The organism is Chryseosolibacter indicum, from assembly GCF_018598585.1.
GTDB classification, from domain to species: domain Bacteria; phylum Bacteroidota; class Bacteroidia; order Cytophagales; family Cyclobacteriaceae; genus Chryseosolibacter; species Chryseosolibacter indicus.
In genome coordinates this window covers 21290-42142 of the sequence record NZ_JAHESD010000030.1, presented here as the reverse complement: position 1 = coordinate 42142, position 20853 = coordinate 21290, and the positions used below count along the sequence as shown (strand labels likewise).

The following is a 20853-nucleotide window of genomic DNA, read 5'->3' as shown; positions in this document are numbered from 1 at the left end:
GGTTTTAAAATTCAATGGCAAATATACAAGTATTGATTAATTGTAAACCGTCGGGTAAGGAAAAATTATTTTTTCTTGAAGATTAACCTTACCGGTACCCCCTCAAAGTCAAAATTCTCTCGAATTCTGTTCTCCAAAAACCTTTCGTAAGAAGGTTGGATGTATTGAGGGTGGTTACAGAAAAACGCAAACGATGGAAACCGAGCAGCTACTTGGGTTATATATTTAATCTGTATAAACTTTCCTTTGGTTGCCGGAGGGGGGTAACGCTCAATCTCAGGAAGTATAACCTCATTAAGCTTAGAAGTGGGTATTTTCTTTGTTTTGCTATCAAAAACATTAACCGCCTTCTCAATCACCTGGAATACCCTCTGCTTCTCAAGAACAGATGAAAAGATAATCGGAATATAATCTATAGGTGCAAGTTTCTCGTAAATCTCTTTCTTGTACTTGTCTGCTGTTTTTGAGTCTTTTTGAATAAGATCCCATTTGTTTACCATAATTACCATTCCCTTACCCTGACGTTGGGCAAGGCTAATGATATTAACGTCCTGGGCTTCCATTCCGCGTTCAGCGTCTATCACTACAATAACTACATCACTTTCTTCAAGAGCGCGAAGAGATCGTAAAACGGAATAGAATTCTATATCGTCCTTTACTTTACCTTTCTTCCTAATCCCCGCAGTATCAATAAGGATAAAGTTCTTACCAAACATCTTATAATAAGAGTGAATGGCGTCACGGGTAGTGCCTGCCTCATCCGTAACAATACTTCTTTCTGTTCCTAACAACGCGTTAAGCAACGACGACTTTCCGACGTTAGGTCTTCCCAGGATAGAGATTCTTGGAATCCCGGCATCAGGATCTTCAACTCCTTCTGAAGGAAAAGTTTTTACAAGTTCGTCTAACAGCTCGCCTGTACCGCCACCGTTCTCGGCAGATACGGGATAAACTTCACCTAAGGCTAACTCATAGAACTCAGCTGCAAGCATCGACTTATCAGGTGTATCAGCTTTATTGGCAGCGATAAAGGTTGGCTTCTTGGAGGTTCTGAGAATATTCGCAAACTCCTTATCGAAACCAGTTAATCCATCACGACAATCAACCATAAAGATGATTGCAGACGCTTCATCTATAGCAAGCTTCACCTGTTTTCTGATTTCAGATTCAAACTTGTCTTCTGATCCTGTTACATAACCTCCCGTATCGATTACCGTAAAGAATTTGCCACACCATTCAGCATAACCATAGTGACGATCGCGTGTAACACCAGAAATATCATCCATAATCGCCTGGCGTTTTTCGATTAATCGGTTAAAGAATGTCGACTTTCCAACATTTGGTCTGCCTACTATTGCTACTACATTTGCCATTTCTATACGTACAAATTACTTACTTATTTATTCGGTGTACCCAAACTGCCTGAGCTTGTTTCGTTCTTTACGCCAGTTTGTGGCCACTTTAACATGCGTTTCAAGAAAGATTTTCTTTCCAAAGAAGGCTTCCATGTCTTTTCGTGCTTCCATACCTACCTTCTTCAAAGAACTTCCTGCCTTACCGATCAGTATTCCTTTCTGCGAATCACGTTCAACATAAATCTCTGCACTGATGCGGATAATGTCAGGCTGATCTTTAAATGAGTTAATTACAACTTCAGCGCTATACGGAATCTCTTCTGAATAATTTAGGAAAATTTTCTCCCTTATTATTTCTGATGCAAAGAACCGCTCTGTTCTATCGGTGAACTCGTCCTGCGGAAAGAACGGAGGATGATCAGGTATTTTCTCCAGGATCACATCCAGTATCTTATCGACATTGGTTCCTGATTTAGCAGAAACCGGCAAGATGCTGCTGACATTGGGTATAGCACTCTTCCAATAAGCAATCTTATCTTCTACCTGCGATCCTTTTGCAAGGTCTATTTTGTTTAGAAGGAGAATAATTGGTGTTTTAATCCGAAGGAATCTTTCAAATAGCTGCTGATCAAATTTATCTTCCAACTCTACCACCAGCAATATAACATCTGCATCCTCTAGCGAAACCTTCACGTAGCTCATCATAGCTTCATGAAGCGAGTATTTCGGTTCAAGAATGCCCGGAGTATCAGAATAAACCACCTGATAATTCTCGCCATTGAGAATTCCCATAATTCTATGGCGGGTAGTCTGCGCTTTTGATGTAATAATGGAGAGATTTTCACCCATTAATTTATTCATCAAAGACGATTTACCGACATTAGGCCGCCCTACGATACTAACAAAGCCAGATTTAAAACCTTTTTGTTCCATCTTCTGCAAAGGTACTTGTTTTTTATTAGTTAAAGCTCTACTTTTGCCATCCGATACAAAAAGCAGGGAACTTTATTTGATAGGAAATAAGTTATATACCTGCAGACGTTAAGAAAGAAGTTCCTAAAACAAAAATATATCGCGGGGTGGAGCAGTTGGTAGCTCGTTGGGCTCATAACCCAAAGGTCACAAGTTCGAGTCTTGTCCCCGCTACTAGTAAAAAGCGACTATAAAAGGTCGCTTTTTTTATGCCCTTTTTAAATAAAGTATTCCCTTAGGCTCTTATCCGACTTACGCCATACAAGTTCTTCCGATTGTTATTAAAAGCCGCTACCATTGAAAAGTAACTTTACAGGTCCTTTCTTAAATTATTGCTACCGCTTTATTGTCAAACCGAAGATAATTCATATCGCCGTCAGGCGACAAAAGGCATCTTCTGGAAAAAAGCGACTTTAACTAATCCTTTTTCAGAAGTAGGGATCCAGAGACGGCTCTCCTCACCCTACGAAAACAACCTTTTCGGTCCTTCTTCTCAGTCTGTCAATGCCTGTTACGGTAATTCTAGTTCCAGGTAGCAAGAACCTTTGAACAGTGGCGTTGTATTTCCAATGAAGGTTCCAGGGTACGGCGCTTCCCTGCTCAATCAGTGTTCCGTCTGGCGCTATAATGGTCACCTCAACTTCATTAAGTTTCAGAACATGTTTGTCCATAATAAAAAGGGTATCACCTATGTTTCCTTTATAATTTTCTGTTTCTATGGAATCGATCTCCGGCTGACGTAAAAAATCACTGATTGCTGCATTTTTTGCAGTTATTCCTTGTAGCATACCCATAATCGTATATGCTCTATTTAATTCAGGTCCAATTAACATCGTCCGGGCATGAAGCGCGGCCTGAGCAAACCGCTCTCTGTTAGCCTGCTGGCCCTCACTGGAGCGCCGTACAATTCCTTTTCTGGAAACAATGGTATTGCGTCCCGATTTGCGCAAGTACATGTCTTTCCCAATGCGTCCCCGTACTTCTTTGATGAGCGAGTGTCCTTTAATTTTTCCCATAAGTATTGTGTTTTTTAACAAAAGTAGGCTCGCATACCGCAATCCATACGCGGACATAAAAATAGTTTAAAATATTTTTCAAAGGTCTTTAAAATGGCACCCATTTATTTAACGAGAAGCTGACAATAAGCTCGGGAATGTCCGATGCCAGCACCATGCCAGCACCGTGCGTACAGCGTGTCTGCGAGAAATGGGGGTATTTTCTCGCAGACATGGTGCTGGCATGGTGCTCGCACGGTGCTGGCATAATTCATTCCCAAGCCATTCTATTTGATATTAAAATGAACCATAAATTAGGGATGGGGAGGATTAGGAAAGATGCTTTCTATCATAGAGGAGGCGCAGACACTTGCATTGGTGCGACATTCCCCGCCTTATTCTATTCATAATGGTTTCTTCCTTTAATGTTACTTTTTTTCTTGGATGAAAAAAGTAACATAAAAAATCATGGCGCAACTATGTTGCCCAGCCCACTTCCTGGGGCACCGCTGCAGTTACACCAGGCAACGCTCATGATGGATGACAGTCAGCAATTTGTTAATGCTTTTATTAATTTTAAATTTTCATGAGTGCCACCTTAGAAATAATTAATCATGACAGCTTTCAAACTAATTACTATAGCACAGTATTCAGAACAATGGCCTGCAACCTTCCTTCAACTTCGCAGCGTTTATGAGACAAGGTTATCGGGTTTGATGGAAGGGATAGAACATGTTGGTAGTACGTCTGTTCCCGGCCTGAAAGCAAAACCGATTATTGATATAGATATCATAGCATCAGACGAAAATAAGTTGAAGAAAATAACTTCAGTATTGGAAAAACTTGGTTATCAACATTTGGGAGACTTGGGTATAGAAGGCAGGGAAGCGTTTAAACGCATTTCAGTATCAGTGCCACTGGATGGTTCAGGAAGAGAATGGCCGGAACATAATCTATATGTGTGTCTGCAGGGAAGCCTAAGTTTACTTAATCACATTAGATTCCGCGATTACCTTCGGTCTCATCCAGCGCAAGCACATGCTTATGGGGAACTAAAGGAAAAGCTCGCTTCTAAGTTTTCTGAAGATATAAACGGCTATGTAGAAGGGAAGACGTCGTTCATTGTTGAAATACTCAAACAATTTGGATTTGACGCAGATTCTCTTGCACTAATCCGATCTCAAAATACCCGGGTATAATCAATGCTTTAACCGCCAGTGATGGCAAAATCCGTAGTATCCTCATTTTACAAACTCGTAAAATATTGTCTTGATACTTATCAGAGAGAGTATTATAGCTACAATCCATCCAAAAACAGTTAACCACAGTGAATGTTTGTAATCTCCGATAAGGAATGGTTTTCTTGAAGCAATCAAAATGATTATCAGCGCAAGCGGTAATACAATGGCGTTAAGTGCACCTGCGATGACAAGTACGTTTATCGGTTTACCAACCAAAAGAAAAACAGTGGCCGAGATAATTATAAAGGTAGTGATGACCACACGATATCTATTCTCAAAAAAAGGATGAATTGATTTTAGAAACGAAACAGAAGTATATGCTGATCCAACTACAGATGTAATGGACGCTGACCAAAGGACTACACCAAATATGAGATAGCCAACATTGCCAGCAGCTATGTTAAAAACAGACGCAGCAGGATTTGCCGGATCCAACGTTGCTCCCCCTGCGACCACACCCAGTGCTGCAAGGAACAACAAAACCCGCATTACAGAAGCCAATAGAATGGCTTTGACACTTGCGTTGGACACATACTTAATATTTTCTGCGCCCGTAATCTTTGCATCGATAAGCCTATGCGCACCTGCAAAACTTATGTAGCCGCCGACCGTGCCGCCAACAAGCACCATGATAGCCGTTGTGTCGATGACCTCCGGGAAGAACGAATGCTCAATTGCTTGTGACACCGGAGGGTTTGAACTTACGGCTATATAAGCTGTGAGTAAAATCATTCCTATACCCAATACTTTCGCAAAGAGGTCTATTGCTTTGCCTGCTTCCTTAGACCAAAAAACAATCAAGGAAATAACCGTGCTGATCAGGACAGCAAGCTTCAAATCGATACCGGTTATCACCTGGATGCCGAGACCCGCACCTGCTAAATTACCGATGTTAAAAGCAAGGCCACCAAGAACAATGAAAAAGGTAAGAACACCACCGGAGCCTTTCAATACATCGTCAGCTAATTCTTGGCCGCGCTTACCGGAAACAGTAAGTACACGCCAGATGTTGAGCTGAACAACAATGTCGAGCAGAATTGAACACAGAATTACAAAAGCAAAACTTGTTTTTAGCTTCTCGGTGAATACCGTGGTTTGCGTAATAAAGCCAGGCCCAATAGCTGAGGTAGCCATTAGGAAGGCCGCGCCCAGCAAAGCGGAGGTATGCTGCTTAGAAATGTTTGATAGTGACATGGTGTTGCTCAAGCATTTTTACGATAGACTTTACAAAAGATAAGGCATGCTTGCCATCACCATGGATACAAACAGTATCTGCTTTTACATTCACTGTTTTCCCATTAACACTCGTTACCGTGCCTTGTTTAATCATTTGCAAAACCTGGCTTGTTGCATCTTCATCAGAAGCCATAAGGGCACGGGGAGATGTTCTCGGTGTAAGTGTTCCATCGTCCTGGTAGGTTCTGTCTGCAAACACTTCACTTGCCGTAAGCAGACCAATTCCATTTGCTTCTTCAATCATCAAACTTCCTGAAAGGCCAACGAAAACTAAATCTTTATCGACATCATACACTGCCTGTGCTAACGCTTTAGCCACTGACTTATCTTTTGCTGCAACGTTGTAAAGGGCTCCGTGTGGTTTAACGTGGTGAAGTTTTTTTCCAACAGCATGGACAAAAGCTTGCAACGCACCCACCTGGTAGATAACGCTGTCATAAATTTCTTCCGGTGAGAGATCCATCTTCCTTCTTCCGAATCCCTGAAGGTCAGGATAGCCAGGATGTGCACCAATAACAATATTTCTCTTCGCTGCCAGCGCTATCGTTTTACGCATAACAGAAGGATCACCTGCATGAAAGCCGCAGGCGACGTTTATAGATGACACATAATCCATTATTGCTTCATCCGTACCCATGGAGTAAGCACCGAAGCTTTCACCCATATCACAATTAAGATCGATTCTATGCATAGATTTCATTGAGCTTTTGTGCGCAAGACCATTGGATGATCTTTATTTCCTGCTGAAGTGAAATTAACATTTTTTCTGCGTCTTCAATGGAAGCCGGGCTTAGTCGAATTTCTTCGTGGGCTGAACATTGAGAAAGTTTGGGAAGATGCGCACTGATTACATGCCCTATCTTCGGGTAACCCCCTGTAGTCTGATGATCTGCCATCAACACCAGGAGTCCTCCATCAGGCAAACCCTGTATTGTTCCGAATGTTACAGCAGAAGAAAGTAATTCCTCATGGGGTTTATAGGAAAGCCTTTCTCCCAATAATGTATATGCCATGCGGTCAGAAGATTTATCAATTTTAAAAGGAGAAGATATAACACATTGCTGCGATTCCTCTGTTAAAAGATTCCATTCATTTCCTGGGATAAAAGAAATATGAGACCGTTCTTTATACATCACACTTGTATTAACGCTCCAATGGAGTGCTCTTACGTTTGTTGGTGCATTGGTAAATGACTTGCCTGGCTTGAAAGAAAGTACGTCTTCCTTTTTTAATGCTCTTCCCTCAAAACCTCCGGCTTGTATTTTGATATTCGTTGCCTTGCTCTTCAACCATGGTGAAATTTCAAATCCACCACTTACAGAAAGATAACATCTCGCGCCCCACTTTCTTTTTTTAAAGACCAACGTTGAATCCTTTGTAATTACGGTAGGACAATTTACAGGAACAGGCATTTCATTAACAAAAGGAGTGAAGTCGGCCCCCGTGATGCTTATCAAAGCTTCTTTACTAAAATGCAGTTGAGAAGCGGGATAGTGAAATTCAATTAAGCCTTCATTCAGGTTGTTGCCCACTAAACAATTTGCAAGTTGTGCAGCATAGGTATCCATTACTCCATTAGGATTAATTCCTAAACTGCTGTAGCCGTGCCTTCCCAAATCCTGGATTGTATCTAGTATCCCTGCTTTTACTACGCGAATACTCATCTGCTATTCTTTATATGCTATAAACTCGTCTTTTGTTATGGGATAGAATTGTACGTCATCGCCTGGTCTTAGCAACACAGGGTTATCTTTCTCTTTACTGAACAAAGAGAGCGGGGTTCTTCCAAGTATCTGCCAACCACCTGGAGATATCACGGGATAGATACCGGTCTGTAACCCAGCAATGCCAACACTACCTGCAGGTATTTGTTGCCTTGGTTTGGTTTTGCGGGGCATTACTAACTTTTCGTTAATGCTTGCCATGTACGGAAATCCAGGAAGGAAACCAATCATAAAAACATGATATGTAGTTGTGGTGTGTAATTCTATTACTTCTTCAACTGATAGCTTTTTAGAAGATGCAATGGTTTTAAGATCAAGACCAAAACTTTCATTATAACAAACCGGAATTCTTTTTAGAGGAGAACTGCTTTCCGCTTTAGCGGATGAAAGATTACACACTTCCTCTAACTTTTGTTTTACGTATTGATACGATGATTGCTTATAATATTGGCTGACACGGAAGCTATCATAGATAATTGTTAATGATGAGTAGGCGACTATAACATCACGTAAGCCAACAAAAGGTTCAAATTCAAAAATATGTTTGATCTCTATCAATCTTTGGTGGATGCCTGATATGATCTGATTACCAAATTGAATGGTTATACCCTGATCGCCGCAAGGAAATATTTTGTATGACGCCATTGTTCCTGTTAATATAAATGATTAAGCTTGCCGGAACATTATCTATCATGAAACGTTTCAATTAAAATTAAGAATCCATTTACACGTGGCAGGCACAGTACCTTATAATATCTACTATGATTCGTCAAGTAAACTGGTAATTATGGAATGGAGAGGTTATTCTACCAGTGCCCAGTTTCGTGAAGGAACAGAACTCTTGCTTAAAATACTGATGGAAAATAAGGCCAATAAGCTACTGGCCGATATAGAGGACATGACTCTTATTGGAATGGAGGACCAGCGATATATTGAGTTTAATTTTTTGCCCAGAGCAATGCAGAACGGATTTGATGCTGTAGCCATTGTAAAACCAAGCAATTATTTTAACAAAGTAGCCGTAGAGAGTATCTCCTACACGCTGGCTAAGGCAAAACTGCAACTCCGACTATTTAATAATACCAAAGAGGCAAAACAATGGTTATTGGAGTTGCCCCCCAGCCGCTAACTACTTAAAATTAAGGAGATCGATCATCAGGTTAAATGAATCTATGGAAGAAGGATTATTCAGCTTTAACGGCTTAACTATAAACCCGGAAACGCCCAACTTCTTCGCCGCCTCTTTATCTTCTTTTTCTTCTGACGTAGTGAGGATAAATACTTTCACGTTCTTCCATTGGTCATCCTTACGCAGGATTGACAGGAATTCCATGCCATTCATTTTTGGCATATTGAGATCGAGAAGAATTACATCTGGCTTCACACCATTTTCAGAAGATACCCTTTCAAGATGTTTAAGAGCCTCCTCACCATTTTTTGCCACGTGCATGATATGAAGAATACCCATTTTGTCGAGGGTACGCTTCGCATCCATCACATCAAGTGTATCGTCTTCAACCAATAAGATGTTAATTACTTTATCCATTGTCATCATATTCTGAATTTATTTTGGCCAGGTAAAGGAAAATACGGAACCTTTACCTACCGTTGAAGTTAATTTAATTGATTGTCTTCTATCATCAAGAATCTTTTTCACTATTGCAAGACCGACACCTGTGCTCTCAAAGCTATCGCGCTCCTGCAAGGTTTGAAAGATCATAAAGATCTTGTCATGGTAAGCCTTGTCTATACCTGGCCCATTATCTTCTACAAAGAAAGTATAATAGCTTGGAGATTTCCTCGCATAAATCTTTATTTTTCCATTTCGCTTGTCATTATATTTTATCGCGTTACCAATAAGATTTGAAAAAATCTGTTGTAATGGAATTTTTTCGGTCTCAAATACCGGGAGATCTTTCTGAACATCAATAGCTACCGTGGATGTAGCAGCAACATTTTCAAGTATCTCGCCCATCAGCTCATTAAGATCTACCAGTTCAATAACAGGTTGTTCTCTTCCAATACGGGCATAAGTAAGTATACCCTGAATAAGATTTTCTCCTCTTACCAATCGTCCTTTAATGAGCTGGAAGTACTCCTTTACTTTTGGAGATAGCTCATCGAGGTGATCTTCTTCAATCCAATTGACTACGTTATCAATTCCCCGTAAGGGTGCTTTTAAATCGTGTGACACAATGTGAGCAAACTGGCCTAACTCTTCGTTTTTCCTCTTGAGCAAACTGATGTTTTCTGAAAGTACACTGGCCATGTGATTTAAAGATCTTGCAAGGCTGCCGATTTCATCGTTTCCTTCTGCAGTTGTATGTACATTATAATCACCAGCAGCGATATTATCTGCCATTTTAACCATCTTCATTATTCTGTTAGAGATCCTGTAGGCAAGGAATATAGCAATTGCCAACCCACATATAATTGAGACGGAGGTTAAATAAATAGAAATACGTTTTGTTAGAATTATAGATTCTGTTAGCTCGCTTTTTCGCAAATCCCTTAAATTATATTCATAATTGCTGAAATCTTTAAACATCTGCTGCAACCTTCGGTTTAAGCGCATCTCGACTCCACTTAAAAGCCTCTCTCTATATAATTCATCAAATGCATGCTTACTGCTGTCTGAGGTTAAGGACATCTTTTTTGCCTCGATGAGTGGGATAGCATAATTGTTTACCCATTCATCATTTAGTTGACGTATTTGCCGTAAAGCCCGTTTTTGCACCGAAGTATCTGGCACTATAGTATCCAGCTCTGCAAGGATGTCAATGTTCTCCTGGGCGGCAGAATCATAAGCCTGGATAAAGTAGTTCTCTCCTGTAAACAAGTAACCACGCAAACCACTAACCATATTCAGAATATTACGCTGAAATCTGTTAGTATGCCGTACAATTGTAGTTGATCTCGCAAAGAACTCTGAGTTCTCGTTAACACGCTCTGCCTGCTTAAAATTTATATAAGTGGTAGCAGAGAACATGATAAGAATGACCAAAAACCCGATAAATATGAGATATGAAATCTTCATCCGCCTATTTTAACAAAGAAAAAACACACTCCTGATCAGGAGCTGCTGCTGTGGGCCTGCAAATATAGCAACTATCATTAAAAATCACGATAAATTCCACGTTGAACCTTATAGTTGAAGTGAGCGGTTTTCATTAATTTTCACCGTTTCTGAATTCAGAAATTTTGAATCGTATTAAACTGTAGAATCTAAATCGTGCTTATAAATTCCAGATTACCATTGGCAGAGCGCATGAGGCCCTCAAGATTGGATGATCTTGTAGGGCAGGAGCATTTAACCGGGCCCAATGGTGTGATAAGAAGAGCTATACAATCTGGTAATATTCCGTCCATGATTTTATGGGGGCCACCAGGTGTAGGCAAAACAACAATCGCCAACATAATTGCGAATGAGGTGAAGAAACCATTTCACACCTTAAGTGCCGTAAGCGCCGGAGTAAAAGACGTTCGCGATGTTATTGAAAAAGCAAAGCAGTCAGGCAAATCCATTTTATTTATTGATGAGATTCATCGCTTTAATAAATCGCAGCAGGATGCGTTGTTAGGTGCTGTTGAAAAAGGAGTGATTACCCTGATTGGGGCTACGACAGAAAATCCATCCTTTGAGGTAAATTCTGCATTGTTATCGCGTTGCCAGGTTTATACCTTAAAGGCTTTGAATGAGGAAAAACTTCTTGAACTTGTTCAACATGCATTAGAAAGAGATGAAGAGCTTAAGAAGAGAAGTATAAAAGTAGTAGATCATCAAGCGCTACTTAACATTTCAGGAGGAGATGGAAGGAAGCTTTTGAATCTTGTAGAACTTATTGCAGATTCAAATAAAGGGGATATTGTAATCACTGATTCCCTTGTAATGGATACTGCCCAAAAGCACATCGCCATTTACGACAAAAGTGGTGAACAACATTACGATATTATCTCTGCTTTTATCAAATCCATCAGAGGCAGCGATCCCAATGCGGCGGTATACTACCTGGCCCGCATGGTAGAAGGTGGTGAGGATGTAAAATTTATTGCCAGACGAATGCTCATACTCGCTTCTGAAGACATCGGCAACGCTAATCCCACGGCGCTGGTAATTGCTAACAATACTTTTCAGGCAGTCAACGTTATTGGTTATCCTGAAGCAAGAATTATTTTATCACAGTGTGCCATATATTTAGCATCATCGCCAAAAAGCAATGCAAGTTACATGGCCATTGAAAATGCTATTAGTGCGGTGAATGAAACCGGAGATTTACCAGTACCCCTCGCTATTCGCAATGCCCCGACTAAGTTGATGAAGAACCTTGGATACGGGAAGGGCTATCAGTATGCTCATAGTTACGAAGGCAATTTTGTAAAAGCAGAGTTTCTTCCCGATGAAATAAAAGACACGAAATTTTATGAGCCCGGAAACAATGCAAGAGAAGAAGAGCTTAGAAGATACCTTCGTTCATTATGGAAAGAGAAGTATGGATATTAGGTGTTAGGCATTGGTCATTAGTCATTGGTTAAAGGTTACAGGTTAGGTTAAAAATTGTTAGATGAGAAGAGTAATATTAGAGTCGGCTCCGGAATTTGTTGTTGTTTGTGTTCTTATTGGATTAGCTTACGCTTTCATTCAATATTACAGAACCCGTCAGCAACCATGGGGTAAAGCTATAAACTGGTTGTTATTTAGCATAAGGGCAATTCTTACCTTTTTCCTTGCTTTCTTATTGCTCGGGCCTATTGTTAAACAGATCAATAACCTTTTTGAAAAACCGCACTTCATCGTTTTATATGACAACTCTGCTTCCGTAAAAGAGGCTACTGATTCAGTATTACTAAAACAAACGCAACAACAATTAAGCACCGCCGCCCAAGCCCTTGAAGAAAAAGGATATGATGTAGCTACACATACACTTTTAGAAGAAGATGCAAACAACATTCAGTACACTGCCTCTCAGTCAGACATCCAGGGTGCATTAAGAAGGATCAGCAATAGATACGAAGGTCAGAATATAGCAGGCGTTATTCTAGCCTCTGATGGTATCTATAATTCAGGGCTGTCTCCCTTGTACGCTTCATTTAACTACCCTGTTTATACTATTGGTTTAGGTGACACAACGGAGAGAACAGATGTTTCTATAAAGAATGTATCATATAACAAAATCGCCTATCAGGGAAATAAATTTCCCCTCAGAGCAGAAGTACAGGCTAAGAACTTAAAAGCGCAGGACCTTGTGGTTTCAGTTTTTAAAAGAGGAAAGCTTGTTGACCGTCAAACTAAAAGAACAACGGGAGAGGGGTTGATTTCTTTCGACTTCCAGGTTTTGGCAGAGGAACAGGGAATACAGAAACTCGACGTACAGGTTGAACCTAAGGATGGAGAGCAGAACGTAAGAAACAACAGGTCTTCGGTTTTTGTAGAAGTAGTAGAAGGTAAAAAGAAGATTCTACTGGTAGCGCCTTCGCCCCATCCCGATATTAAAGCATTGCGGGAAGTGATAGAAAAGAATTCTAATTATGAATTCCTGCTTCACATTCCAGGCGTATCAGAACAACAACCGAATAGGTTACGCGCAGACGACATTGACCTTGCTATTTTCCACCAGTCGCCAGATTTGAGAGGAAGAACCAACACGTTGTTTCAATCATTTGTAAAGGGTAAATCGTCCCTCCTCCTTGTACTGGGTTTACAATCAGACTTGCGCTACCTTGCCGCCCAAGGTATGCCTGTTAAGTTTGATAATACACCTCGTGACTATGATGAGGTGACTCCCGTTATCAACCCAGCCTTCTCCAATTTTTCTTTGTCTGAAGAGGCGAATACAATCATTGCAAACTTTCCTCCTGTAAGTGTTCACTTTGGCAAGCATAACTTGCCATTGACGTCAACACCACTGTTATATCAGCGGATTGGAAATGTTAATACACAAAAACCTTTACTTACTGTTGATATAAAGGAGTCAAGAAAAATAAGCGTAACGTTTGGCGAAGGATTATGGCGATGGAGGCTGAATGAATTTGACCGCACCGAGAACACCACATCTTTTGATGAACTCTTTGGCAAGCTCATACAATTTCTTAGCACCACAGACGACAAACGGAAGTTCAGGAGCTACCCGCTTCAACAAGAGTTTTCAGACACAGAAGCCGTTGTTTTTGAAAGCCAGGTGTACAACGACATATTTGAGCCAGTTTATGGCAACAACATAAAGATATTCATAACCGATGAATCCGGTAAACGAAATGAATATTCTTATGTTACAAGTCCTGGTAACATCCGCTACCAGATTGGCGGATTGAAAGAAGGTGTTTACAGGTATCGTTCTCAAACCGTTATTAATGGGAAAACAGAAGAAGTGCGTGGCGAGTTTGCTGTTGTGGAACAGCAAGCGGAATTACAAAATCTCACGGCCGACTTCGATTTGCTTAAAAGACTTTCCTTCCAAACAGGAGGAAGATTTTATGAAGCGTCAAAAATTGGAGAACTACAACAAGAACTGCAAAAGACAGAAGCCAGAAGTATTATCCATACTGAAGAGACTTTTGACTCTATCATTAACTTAAAATGGGTATTCTGGTTATTGATTACTTTGGTATCAGCAGAGTGGTTTCTCAGAAGGTACCACGGGTCTTACTAAGCAAGAAGGTCTTTTAAAGCTTTATCAAGCGTTGTGAACTTATAGTTGAATCTGGTTTCCTGAATTTTCTTTGATGATACTTTATTTCCTTTTAGCACTACATCGCCCATCTCACCAAAAATTGCTTTAAGTACAAATGCCGGGACAGAAGGAAAGATCATTGGCTTGCGCAGCTGTTTTGCAATTGCTTCTGTCATCTCTTTATTTGTAACTGGATTAGGGGCGACAGCATTAAAAGCACCACGCACTTCTGTATTTTCTACAGCGTGGATAAACATCTGGCATAGATCCTCTATATGAATCCAGCTCATGTATTGATCACCGCTTCCTAAGGGAGAGCCAACAAGAAATTTTACTGCTTTAGCCATAGGTTCAAGCGCGCCTCCTTTTTTGCTGAGCACGATTCCAATGCGAAGTTTAACTAACCTTATTCCTAATTGCTCTATTTTATCAGCTTCGGCTTCCCATGCTGATGTTACTTCAGCAAGAAAACCACTTCCCGGTTTATCGTTCTCATCAAACAATTTGGAATTGTTATCAAAGCCATAGTATCCTATGGCAGAAGCGCTGATAAAGTTTTTCACGGGAGCGTTTTCTTTTTTAAGCTCGTTGAATAGCAGCGCAGTAGACTTTGTTCTGCTTTCAAGAATTTCTTTCTTTCTACTATTTGTCCATCGCTTGTCTGCAACTCCCGCACCAGCAAGGTGAATGATGGTATCAATACCATCTAAAGCTCCTTTTTCTATCGCACCCGATTCAATATTCCAGACAAAGGTTTTAACTTTTGATGTATTACTTTTATGTCGTGATAAATGACTTACTTCATAACCTTTTTGTAAAAGCATTTCTGTTAATCGGCTACCAATTAAACCTGAAGCTCCTGTGAGCAAGATTCTTTTCGATGCATTCATAAAATCACCAACTAGATTTCTTTACTTTGTACTAACTTTTTGCGAACCTAAATGTTTATGAAAACCTGTTTCTTCGTCGGTTTTATTTTTTTAAGCTTTATCACTACGGCTCAGAATATTAAAGTAAATAAGGAATCCATTCAAATAAAAGGCGAAGCAGCAGAAGGATTTGAAATTGAACTTGATGGCACACTGCACGATGTAGAGGCGCAGTTTCTTAAATTCTTAAAACCAGTTGGTAAACCAAAGAAAACAACCGAGGGATATGTTATCACACCATCTGTTATTGGTGAAAAGAACTATGCTTCACCAATATATGCAGTTGTAAGGGACAAAGGCAGTGGAAGTGCTTGGATAGGCGTACTTCCAAGCGAGTGGCCATCAACGGTAGAGGACGTTAAAAAAGACGTTGAAAAGCTGGTACATGACTTCGGTGCGAGCTTTTACCGCGATAAAGTACAACAACAAATAGATGAGTCTAATCGCGCGTTGCAGGCAGTCCAGAAACAACAACAGCGTCTGGTGGGCCAGAATAAAGATCTTGGAAATAAGCTGGAGCAGAACAAGCAGGAAAAGCTAAAGCTTGACAAACAAATAGAAAACAACAGCCTTGAGTTCGAATCGCTCACTAAAAAAATTGAGAAGAATAAGAAAGACCAGGACTCCGTTGCCAACGCAGGTGAGCAGATAAAACGCGTAATCGAGATGCAAAAGCTGAAGCAGAGTAATATTAATTGATTAGCTGATGTGCTATTGATGTCTCTGTTTAAATTCCGGCTCTGCTACCACCACTTCTGCTACTATAGTTTCTCGGCTCCTCTGTACCATCAAGAGTGGCTGTTGAAATATATGTAGCTTAATGGATTTTACCGTTTATTTGGAGGCTGCCATTATTTCCGACAGGCAATATTATTCTAAATTTTGCCCCGTCTTCTAAGAGGCAGATAAACCGGTGGTAAGGCATCCTAAATCCTAGCAATATCCCTCGTACATCCCCCCTTTTTTAGAGACTTTTTGACAGGAAAAAGATTTATTTGGTTTAGCTTGAAGCATTATCTATTCATAATCAAGGCCCGCCATTTAAGTTGGAATATGCTCAAAACGGAATACCCACGTAAGTGGAATCAAAAACCTCGGGGCCAAACAAGCCACCGAAGTTTTTAACATGATTATAATTAACTACAACTTGTCAACTTTGTCGGGACTAGTCAACTTTATTAGTTTAATTAAGTTCAATGCGCCTTTTCAATGTTCTGTTTAGTGATTTAACTTCAATTATATATATCCCCTTTTTTATATTAATGATGTCCAATTTATTAGAGCCTTTAAGATTATTCCACGCTCTAATAACAGTGCCGGACATATCTAAAATTTTCACCCCATATGTATGATCCATTTCAGGCTCAACTATTACTATTTCACGAGCAGGGATTGGAAATACTTTAATATCTTCATTTACTTTTGAGTCACTATTTAATGTTTCATTGCTAGATATCGTGAAGCCATTTGCAGCAGACTTTCCTCCGATAAAACAATCACTTGTCCAAATTGAGACAGGTAAATTATATTCGTGAGGGTAGCTATCAGGCTCACCCTCTACTATTACCTTATAGTTTCCTGCTGGAAGGAAAGTACTAATATAGCAAGGTTCAACATTACCATCCATGATTAACTGATTTTCATTGTTTAGTAAATGAACCCTAAAATCATGGATATCATTGCAGGCTGCAATGACAATATTAGCTTCTGTACTTAATGAGAATTTGTAGTAAACGTCATCGCCAGGTCCTCCGTAATTGTCAATAAACGTAGGATTAATCCAAGGTTTATTATCATAAAAGTTAGTACAACTTCCAAAAACGCCTGCATCTATTGGAATATACCAAGCTGAACCTGGAACAAATCGCGTATCTAATATCATACTAAGATTGTATGTACCTGAACTGGAACCGTCACCTTCAATAACTACCGCGTAAGTACCCGGCTCAATTCCTTGAACGCGTGAAGTTTGCAGGCTTGCACATAACGTGCGTTCGTTTATATCACGTTCAACCCACACCCATGTTGCAGCAGTATATTTTAGAAGGTGTATCCTAGTATTTGTGAATGATGACCCACAAAGAGAAATTTGTAACTCACCCGAATACTGACTATAAAACTTATAGTAAACATCGTCACTCGGTTGTCCTGTAAATTGGTTATCTCCATTAGCATCTAAATCATTTCTATAGCAATTGGATGACACATTGCTACGTGCATCATAATAAAACTGTTGGGGTTGCAAAGTAACGTTAATCGGATTATTTAGAGAAGTTCCAATAGGATCTGCTGAAGTGGTATAATTTGCTGCAGTACTTTTGGGCGATTCTCCAAGAGAATTATAAGCAGTAACTTTTAAGGCATAAGTGGTATTTGCATTAAGGTTGGATATAGTAGTAGATGTTGATGTTAAAGATTGATTATATACATCATTAACATAAATCTTATAGCCTGTAACAGTGCCTGATGGTTTAGTCCATGATAAATCTACTTTGCAAGATGCTCCAGCTGATATAGTAAGATTAGTAGGTGCGGCAGGTACAGAAGGTGGTATATTGACCGTTACTGAATAAGCTTTACTAGGAGCCCACGGCCCTCCTACTACTAATACAATCCTGTCGCCGTTCCTTAGCGCGGATCCGGTGGATGAGGAACCTGATTGAGCTGTTACAGAGACTGAATATTCCTTTGTTACAAAGGCTTCATTAGTACCAAAATCTGCTGACGTAATTGTTTGAATATTGGAGATAGCAGTACACCCACATGATTGAGCGCCACTGGGCATGCGCGCCAATTGAAATTGAAAGTTTACAGGCAACCATTCGTTGGGGTTACCACTCGGATTTAATTGCCTTTTTGCTGTTACTCGAAATTTAATTACCCTAGTCTCATTTGCGTTTATAACTACTTTGCCCCCACTTAAACTTGCTGACACAATTTCCCACGTATCATAATTCTGCGATTGGGAAAAAACTGGACTAATAGCAATCAAGAATAAGATGACTAGCATGCTCTTCCTGCTAAGTAAAATTTTAATCATACTATTTATTTTAAGATTTAATAAGTCATAATAACATCTCCCTTTCCCTGTTAAATCTAAAAAACCGTTTCTTAGCAAATATTTATTTCGAGTTATTAATTGATTAAATTTCTACTCCAATCCTTTAGAACACTTTTTACCTCTTTTTAATTAAACTCTCCCTTAACCATTGTAACAATGTTGGAATGTGTGTTACTCCAAACGTATTATGATATGTCCTTGCCTCTCTCTCAATTGGGTTATCCATATTTTTACATTTAATACATACATGAGGCACTCCTTTTTTCGCTTCATTCCGCCTGGAGGTCATCAAGAACACTCAATGAGGAGTTTCATTGTAGTGCTGAAAGAAATATAAATTTACCCCGCTTCTTTACCAGGTATGTTCTCAAGCAATTCGTGAGCAACATTAATTCCTGATTCTCTTGGATTTGATGATATTCTTACAAATCCAAAGTCTTCAAATGATAATATCGGTCACAAACAGGGAGTTCAGATCTGCTTTGGTCAATCGTCTGTATCCCTAGTCTTATTCAATATTACTTAAAGGACATGTAGATGCGCTTGTTTTACTTCACGCTATCAGCCTTCAATGCTTCTTGTTTTGCTTCATTCAAAAATTTCCACGAAGAGTTAGGAGTGTAATCCCATTTGTTGAGTTTTGTGTTGTAGTAGAAATCCTTATTAGGTGTGTGAATAAATTTCCTATTTCCAATATAAGCATTAACATTGCCTTTGCTGACCATTTCTTCGAACAGAATTTGGTCCTTTTCGCGTTGTTCCTCCTTAGTAAAACGCGGTGTATGGTAAAGAATGTTTAAGAAAGTTATCTTTCCTTTATCATCTGTGCGGTAGTATCCGCCAAGCCCTTGATAATGCTCATACAAACTTGACAAATCTTTGTAACTGAAGAAGAATATTGAAGCAGTATCCGTTTTTTTAAAATACTTCAGCTCACCTTTTGATTTCTCTATGAATCTTTGGTAGTAACTAGCATTTTCAGGTTTAAACCGGTCTTCATATGAAAAGTCATCTGATTTTTTTATGACATAAGGGGCAACTTTCATTAGTACTTCTTCATACTCCTCATTAGTTAAGTTGTCTTTTGCATCAAAAGAATTATTACAAGACAGTAATAGTGAGCACATAAGCGCTATGAAAATCAACGATGTTCTCATTTTAACATGATGGTTATTCAAAAATAAAAAAAGTCTGGACTGAATAGCCCAGACTTTAATTATAAAATGATTTCAATTAATAAGTTGCGCTGTTTGGATCAAAATTAACCCATGGTGAAGTTATGTTCCATCCAGCATCTGCACTTGTTCCAAAAGCACCTTTATATGCTACATTTTGGAAGAATGGATCAGCACTTAAATTTATTGCGCCAGTCAAATAAGGACTAGTACCTACCTGATAAGCAGATGCAGGCAAGCCAGAATGTGAGTAAACGTTGTTATTGGCTTGGTTAGAAGCGCTCTTAGCAGTATAGGGTCCAAAAATATTGGTTACAGTACCTTCTATTGCGTTATCTGTTGCAAAAGAGATAGGCGCAGAAGCTCCATCAGCCACATTATTGTTTCCTGCCGCCGAGAATACGTTACCTGTAACTAGTGCCCCTTCATTACCAAAAGTAGCTGTAGTAGCAAAACCAGTAATAATTGAATTATGTATTTTAATAGCTGAGCTTTGGTTTATCTCTACAGCGGATTTATAATCGGTATCAATGCTAGTTCCAAATAATCTTGGTCCTAATACAGTAACATTGGAAAAAACAGGAGCAGAATGTCTTGATATTCCTCCCACAGTAGGCACAGGAGAAGTAGTGTTACTAGAAGATTCCCATGCTCTTGATCCTGAAAAATCAGCTACTCCATTGTCACGTACTACTAAACCAAATTGCACTTTACCATTATAGCCTTTATCTGTATCGAAGTCGTCGTCGTTAGTAGAATAAGCTATAAGATATTTATGGTTCACTGATCCACCAAACCATTCATAAGCGTCATCATTTGCATATGACACCATAATGTGGTCTATTGTTGTTGCTGAACCTACAGATCCCATGGTGAGACTGTTCAACTCGTTGTCTTGCGACAATGCTATACCTGCATACTCAATTCTCACATATTGTAAAGTACCAGAATTATCTGCATCATTTGCATTGCCAGAACCTGGGCCATATACACCATTTTCAGATCCAGCAGAGGCACTCACACCTTCAATAGTAGCAGATGCACCATTGCTATTATATGCTTTACCAAGGATAATTAAACCACCCCAATCACCACGATTACGGAAACCGACTGGGGCTTGGGAAGTCATGATAACAGGCTTGTCGGCTGTTCCTTTAGCTTCAATCATTGCACCTCGGTTAATAATTAATGCACCATCACTATCTTTTTCGCCAAACAGAATTGTACCTGCAGGAATTGTAAGTTTAGCGGGAGCATTAACATAAACTTTACCACGTATTAAATATTTTTCATCTGCACTTAAAGTCATATCTGCGGTGATATTTCCTTCGAGAACAGTTAATTCATCATTACCTTGTGGTTGTGAATCATCGTCGTCGTCGTCGCAGCTCTGCATAGCAAAAATTGAAGTTAGTGCTATAAAAAATGCGAGTAATTTGCTCATCTTTTTCATGCTTAAAAGATTTTTTGTTAAGGTTTTAAAGACTCAAAATTAGG

Annotated in this window: 18 protein-coding genes and 1 tRNA gene; 6 read left to right on the top strand and 13 right to left on the bottom strand. The window is 39.6% G+C overall.

Annotated features, from left to right (window positions below):
- Positions 1-65: 65 nt before the first annotated feature.
- Both der and era read right to left on the bottom strand, forming a co-directional pair.
- Positions 66-1373: a ribosome biogenesis GTPase Der gene (gene der / locus KK060_RS13880; protein WP_254154349.1), complete on the bottom strand. Its 1308-nt coding sequence runs from the start codon at positions 1371-1373 to the stop codon at positions 66-68.
- A 27-nt stretch (positions 1374-1400) separates the two neighbouring features.
- Positions 1401-2288: a GTPase Era gene (gene era, locus KK060_RS13875; RefSeq protein WP_254154348.1), complete on the bottom strand. Its 888-nt coding sequence runs from the start codon at positions 2286-2288 to the stop codon at positions 1401-1403.
- Positions 2289-2428: 140 nt separating this feature from the next.
- Between era and KK060_RS13870 the strand changes: the two genes are divergently transcribed.
- Positions 2429-2501, top strand: a tRNA-Met gene (locus KK060_RS13870).
- 284 nt (positions 2502-2785) lie between these two features.
- Here the strand turns inward: KK060_RS13870 and KK060_RS13865 are convergent.
- Positions 2786-3343 (bottom strand): hypothetical protein, encoded by a 558-nt coding sequence (locus tag KK060_RS13865; protein WP_254154346.1) that lies wholly within the window; start codon positions 3341-3343, stop codon positions 2786-2788.
- Between the two features lie 593 nt (positions 3344-3936).
- Between KK060_RS13865 and KK060_RS13860 the strand changes: the two genes are divergently transcribed.
- Positions 3937-4521 (top strand): GrpB family protein, encoded by a 585-nt coding sequence (locus KK060_RS13860; protein WP_254154344.1) that lies wholly within the window; start codon positions 3937-3939, stop codon positions 4519-4521.
- 42 nt (positions 4522-4563) lie between these two features.
- Here the strand turns inward: KK060_RS13860 and KK060_RS13855 are convergent, their stop codons facing one another.
- The 4 genes from KK060_RS13855 to pxpB are packed head-to-tail and all read right to left on the bottom strand — an operon-like array spanning position 4564 to position 8168.
- Positions 4564-5757, bottom strand: coding sequence for an NRAMP family divalent metal transporter (locus KK060_RS13855; RefSeq protein WP_254154343.1), 1194 nt, complete (start codon positions 5755-5757; stop codon positions 4564-4566).
- Positions 5735-6490 carry a LamB/YcsF family protein gene (locus KK060_RS13850; protein WP_254154342.1) on the bottom strand — a complete coding sequence of 252 codons (756 nt, stop codon included), beginning with the start codon at positions 6488-6490 and terminating at the stop codon, positions 5735-5737. Before KK060_RS13850 ends, KK060_RS13855 begins: the two co-directional genes overlap by 23 nt.
- On the bottom strand, positions 6483-7463 hold the full coding sequence (locus KK060_RS13845) for a 5-oxoprolinase subunit C family protein (RefSeq protein WP_254154341.1): 981 nt from the start codon (positions 7461-7463) through the stop codon (positions 6483-6485). The genes KK060_RS13850 and KK060_RS13845 overlap by 8 nt, the downstream gene beginning before the upstream one ends.
- Before the next feature lie 3 nt (positions 7464-7466).
- Entirely contained in the window at positions 7467-8168 is a 702-nt protein-coding gene (gene pxpB / locus KK060_RS13840) for a 5-oxoprolinase subunit PxpB (RefSeq protein ID WP_254154339.1), read from the bottom strand.
- Between the two features lie 85 nt (positions 8169-8253).
- Here pxpB and KK060_RS13835 point away from each other — a divergent pair, with 85 nt between their 5' ends.
- Complete coding sequence (locus KK060_RS13835; protein ID WP_254154338.1) at positions 8254-8652, top strand: SpoIIAA family protein; 399 nt, start codon at positions 8254-8256, stop codon at positions 8650-8652.
- On the opposite strand, the gene KK060_RS13830 is transcribed toward KK060_RS13835, so the two are convergent.
- Together KK060_RS13830 and KK060_RS13825 are read right to left on the bottom strand one after the other, a co-directional pair.
- On the bottom strand, positions 8653-9078 hold the full coding sequence (locus tag KK060_RS13830) for a response regulator (RefSeq protein WP_254154337.1): 426 nt from the start codon (positions 9076-9078) through the stop codon (positions 8653-8655).
- 9 nt (positions 9079-9087) lie between these two features.
- Positions 9088-10560 carry a sensor histidine kinase gene (locus KK060_RS13825; protein WP_254154336.1) on the bottom strand — a complete coding sequence of 491 codons (1473 nt, stop codon included), beginning with the start codon at positions 10558-10560 and terminating at the stop codon, positions 9088-9090.
- 231 nt (positions 10561-10791) lie between these two features.
- Here KK060_RS13825 and KK060_RS13820 point away from each other — a divergent pair, with 231 nt between their 5' ends.
- Positions 10792-12024, top strand: a complete 1233-nt coding sequence (locus tag KK060_RS13820; RefSeq protein ID WP_254154335.1) for a replication-associated recombination protein A — start codon at positions 10792-10794, stop codon at positions 12022-12024.
- A 61-nt stretch (positions 12025-12085) separates the two neighbouring features.
- The gene (locus KK060_RS13815; protein ID WP_254154334.1) at positions 12086-14170 is read left to right on the top strand and encodes a VWA domain-containing protein; all 2085 of its coding nucleotides are present in this window, start codon (positions 12086-12088) and stop codon (positions 14168-14170) included.
- Here the strand turns inward: KK060_RS13815 and KK060_RS13810 are convergent.
- The gene (locus KK060_RS13810; RefSeq protein ID WP_254154333.1) at positions 14167-15081 is read right to left on the bottom strand and encodes a TIGR01777 family oxidoreductase; all 915 of its coding nucleotides are present in this window, start codon (positions 15079-15081) and stop codon (positions 14167-14169) included. The genes KK060_RS13815 and KK060_RS13810 overlap by 4 nt on opposite strands.
- 57 nt (positions 15082-15138) lie before the next feature.
- Between KK060_RS13810 and KK060_RS13805 the strand changes: the two genes are divergently transcribed.
- Positions 15139-15819: a hypothetical protein gene (locus tag KK060_RS13805; RefSeq protein WP_254154332.1), complete on the top strand. Its 681-nt coding sequence runs from the start codon at positions 15139-15141 to the stop codon at positions 15817-15819.
- A 484-nt stretch (positions 15820-16303) separates the two neighbouring features.
- On the opposite strand, the gene KK060_RS13800 is transcribed toward KK060_RS13805, so the two are convergent.
- The 3 genes from KK060_RS13800 to KK060_RS13790 all read right to left on the bottom strand — a co-directional run bounded on the left by KK060_RS13800 (position 16304) and on the right by KK060_RS13790 (position 20800).
- Positions 16304-18160 (bottom strand): fibronectin type III domain-containing protein, encoded by a 1857-nt coding sequence (locus KK060_RS13800; protein WP_254154331.1) that lies wholly within the window; start codon positions 18158-18160, stop codon positions 16304-16306.
- Positions 18161-18729: 569 nt separating this feature from the next.
- Positions 18730-19338, bottom strand: a complete 609-nt coding sequence (locus KK060_RS13795) for a hypothetical protein (protein ID WP_254154330.1) — start codon at positions 19336-19338, stop codon at positions 18730-18732.
- Positions 19339-19414: 76 nt separating this feature from the next.
- A complete protein-coding gene (locus KK060_RS13790; RefSeq protein WP_254154329.1) occupies positions 19415-20800 on the bottom strand; it encodes a beta-helix domain-containing protein in 1386 nt (461 codons plus the stop codon).
- Positions 20801-20853: the final 53 nt, after the last annotated feature.

Excerpts from the sequence above, each read along its gene's own strand:
- KK060_RS13815 (WP_254154334.1), top strand. The coding sequence starts at position 12,086 with ATGAGAAGAGTAATATTAGAGTCGGCTCCGGAATTTGTTGTTGTTTGT.
- der (WP_254154349.1), bottom strand. The coding sequence starts at position 1,373 with ATGGCAAATGTAGTAGCAATAGTAGGCAGACCAAATGTTGGAAAGTCG.
- KK060_RS13810 (WP_254154333.1), bottom strand. The coding sequence starts at position 15,081 with ATGAATGCATCGAAAAGAATCTTGCTCACAGGAGCTTCAGGTTTAATT.
- KK060_RS13845 (WP_254154341.1), bottom strand. The coding sequence starts at position 7,463 with ATGAGTATTCGCGTAGTAAAAGCAGGGATACTAGATACAATCCAGGAT.
- KK060_RS13800 (WP_254154331.1), bottom strand. The coding sequence starts at position 18,160 with ATGATTAAAATTTTACTTAGCAGGAAGAGCATGCTAGTCATCTTATTC.
- KK060_RS13790 (WP_254154329.1), bottom strand. The coding sequence starts at position 20,800 with ATGAGCAAATTACTCGCATTTTTTATAGCACTAACTTCAATTTTTGCT.
- KK060_RS13830 (WP_254154337.1), bottom strand. The coding sequence starts at position 9,078 with ATGATGACAATGGATAAAGTAATTAACATCTTATTGGTTGAAGACGAT.
- KK060_RS13795 (WP_254154330.1), bottom strand. The coding sequence starts at position 19,338 with ATGAGAACATCGTTGATTTTCATAGCGCTTATGTGCTCACTATTACTG.
- KK060_RS13850 (WP_254154342.1), bottom strand. The coding sequence starts at position 6,490 with ATGCATAGAATCGATCTTAATTGTGATATGGGTGAAAGCTTCGGTGCT.
- KK060_RS13855 (WP_254154343.1), bottom strand. The coding sequence starts at position 5,757 with ATGTCACTATCAAACATTTCTAAGCAGCATACCTCCGCTTTGCTGGGC.
- pxpB (WP_254154339.1), bottom strand. The coding sequence starts at position 8,168 with ATGGCGTCATACAAAATATTTCCTTGCGGCGATCAGGGTATAACCATT.
- KK060_RS13825 (WP_254154336.1), bottom strand. The coding sequence starts at position 10,560 with ATGAAGATTTCATATCTCATATTTATCGGGTTTTTGGTCATTCTTATC.
- era (WP_254154348.1), bottom strand. The coding sequence starts at position 2,288 with ATGGAACAAAAAGGTTTTAAATCTGGCTTTGTTAGTATCGTAGGGCGG.
- KK060_RS13820 (WP_254154335.1), top strand. The coding sequence starts at position 10,792 with ATGAGGCCCTCAAGATTGGATGATCTTGTAGGGCAGGAGCATTTAACC.
- KK060_RS13805 (WP_254154332.1), top strand. The coding sequence starts at position 15,139 with ATGAAAACCTGTTTCTTCGTCGGTTTTATTTTTTTAAGCTTTATCACT.
- KK060_RS13860 (WP_254154344.1), top strand. The coding sequence starts at position 3,937 with ATGACAGCTTTCAAACTAATTACTATAGCACAGTATTCAGAACAATGG.
- KK060_RS13865 (WP_254154346.1), bottom strand. The coding sequence starts at position 3,343 with ATGGGAAAAATTAAAGGACACTCGCTCATCAAAGAAGTACGGGGACGC.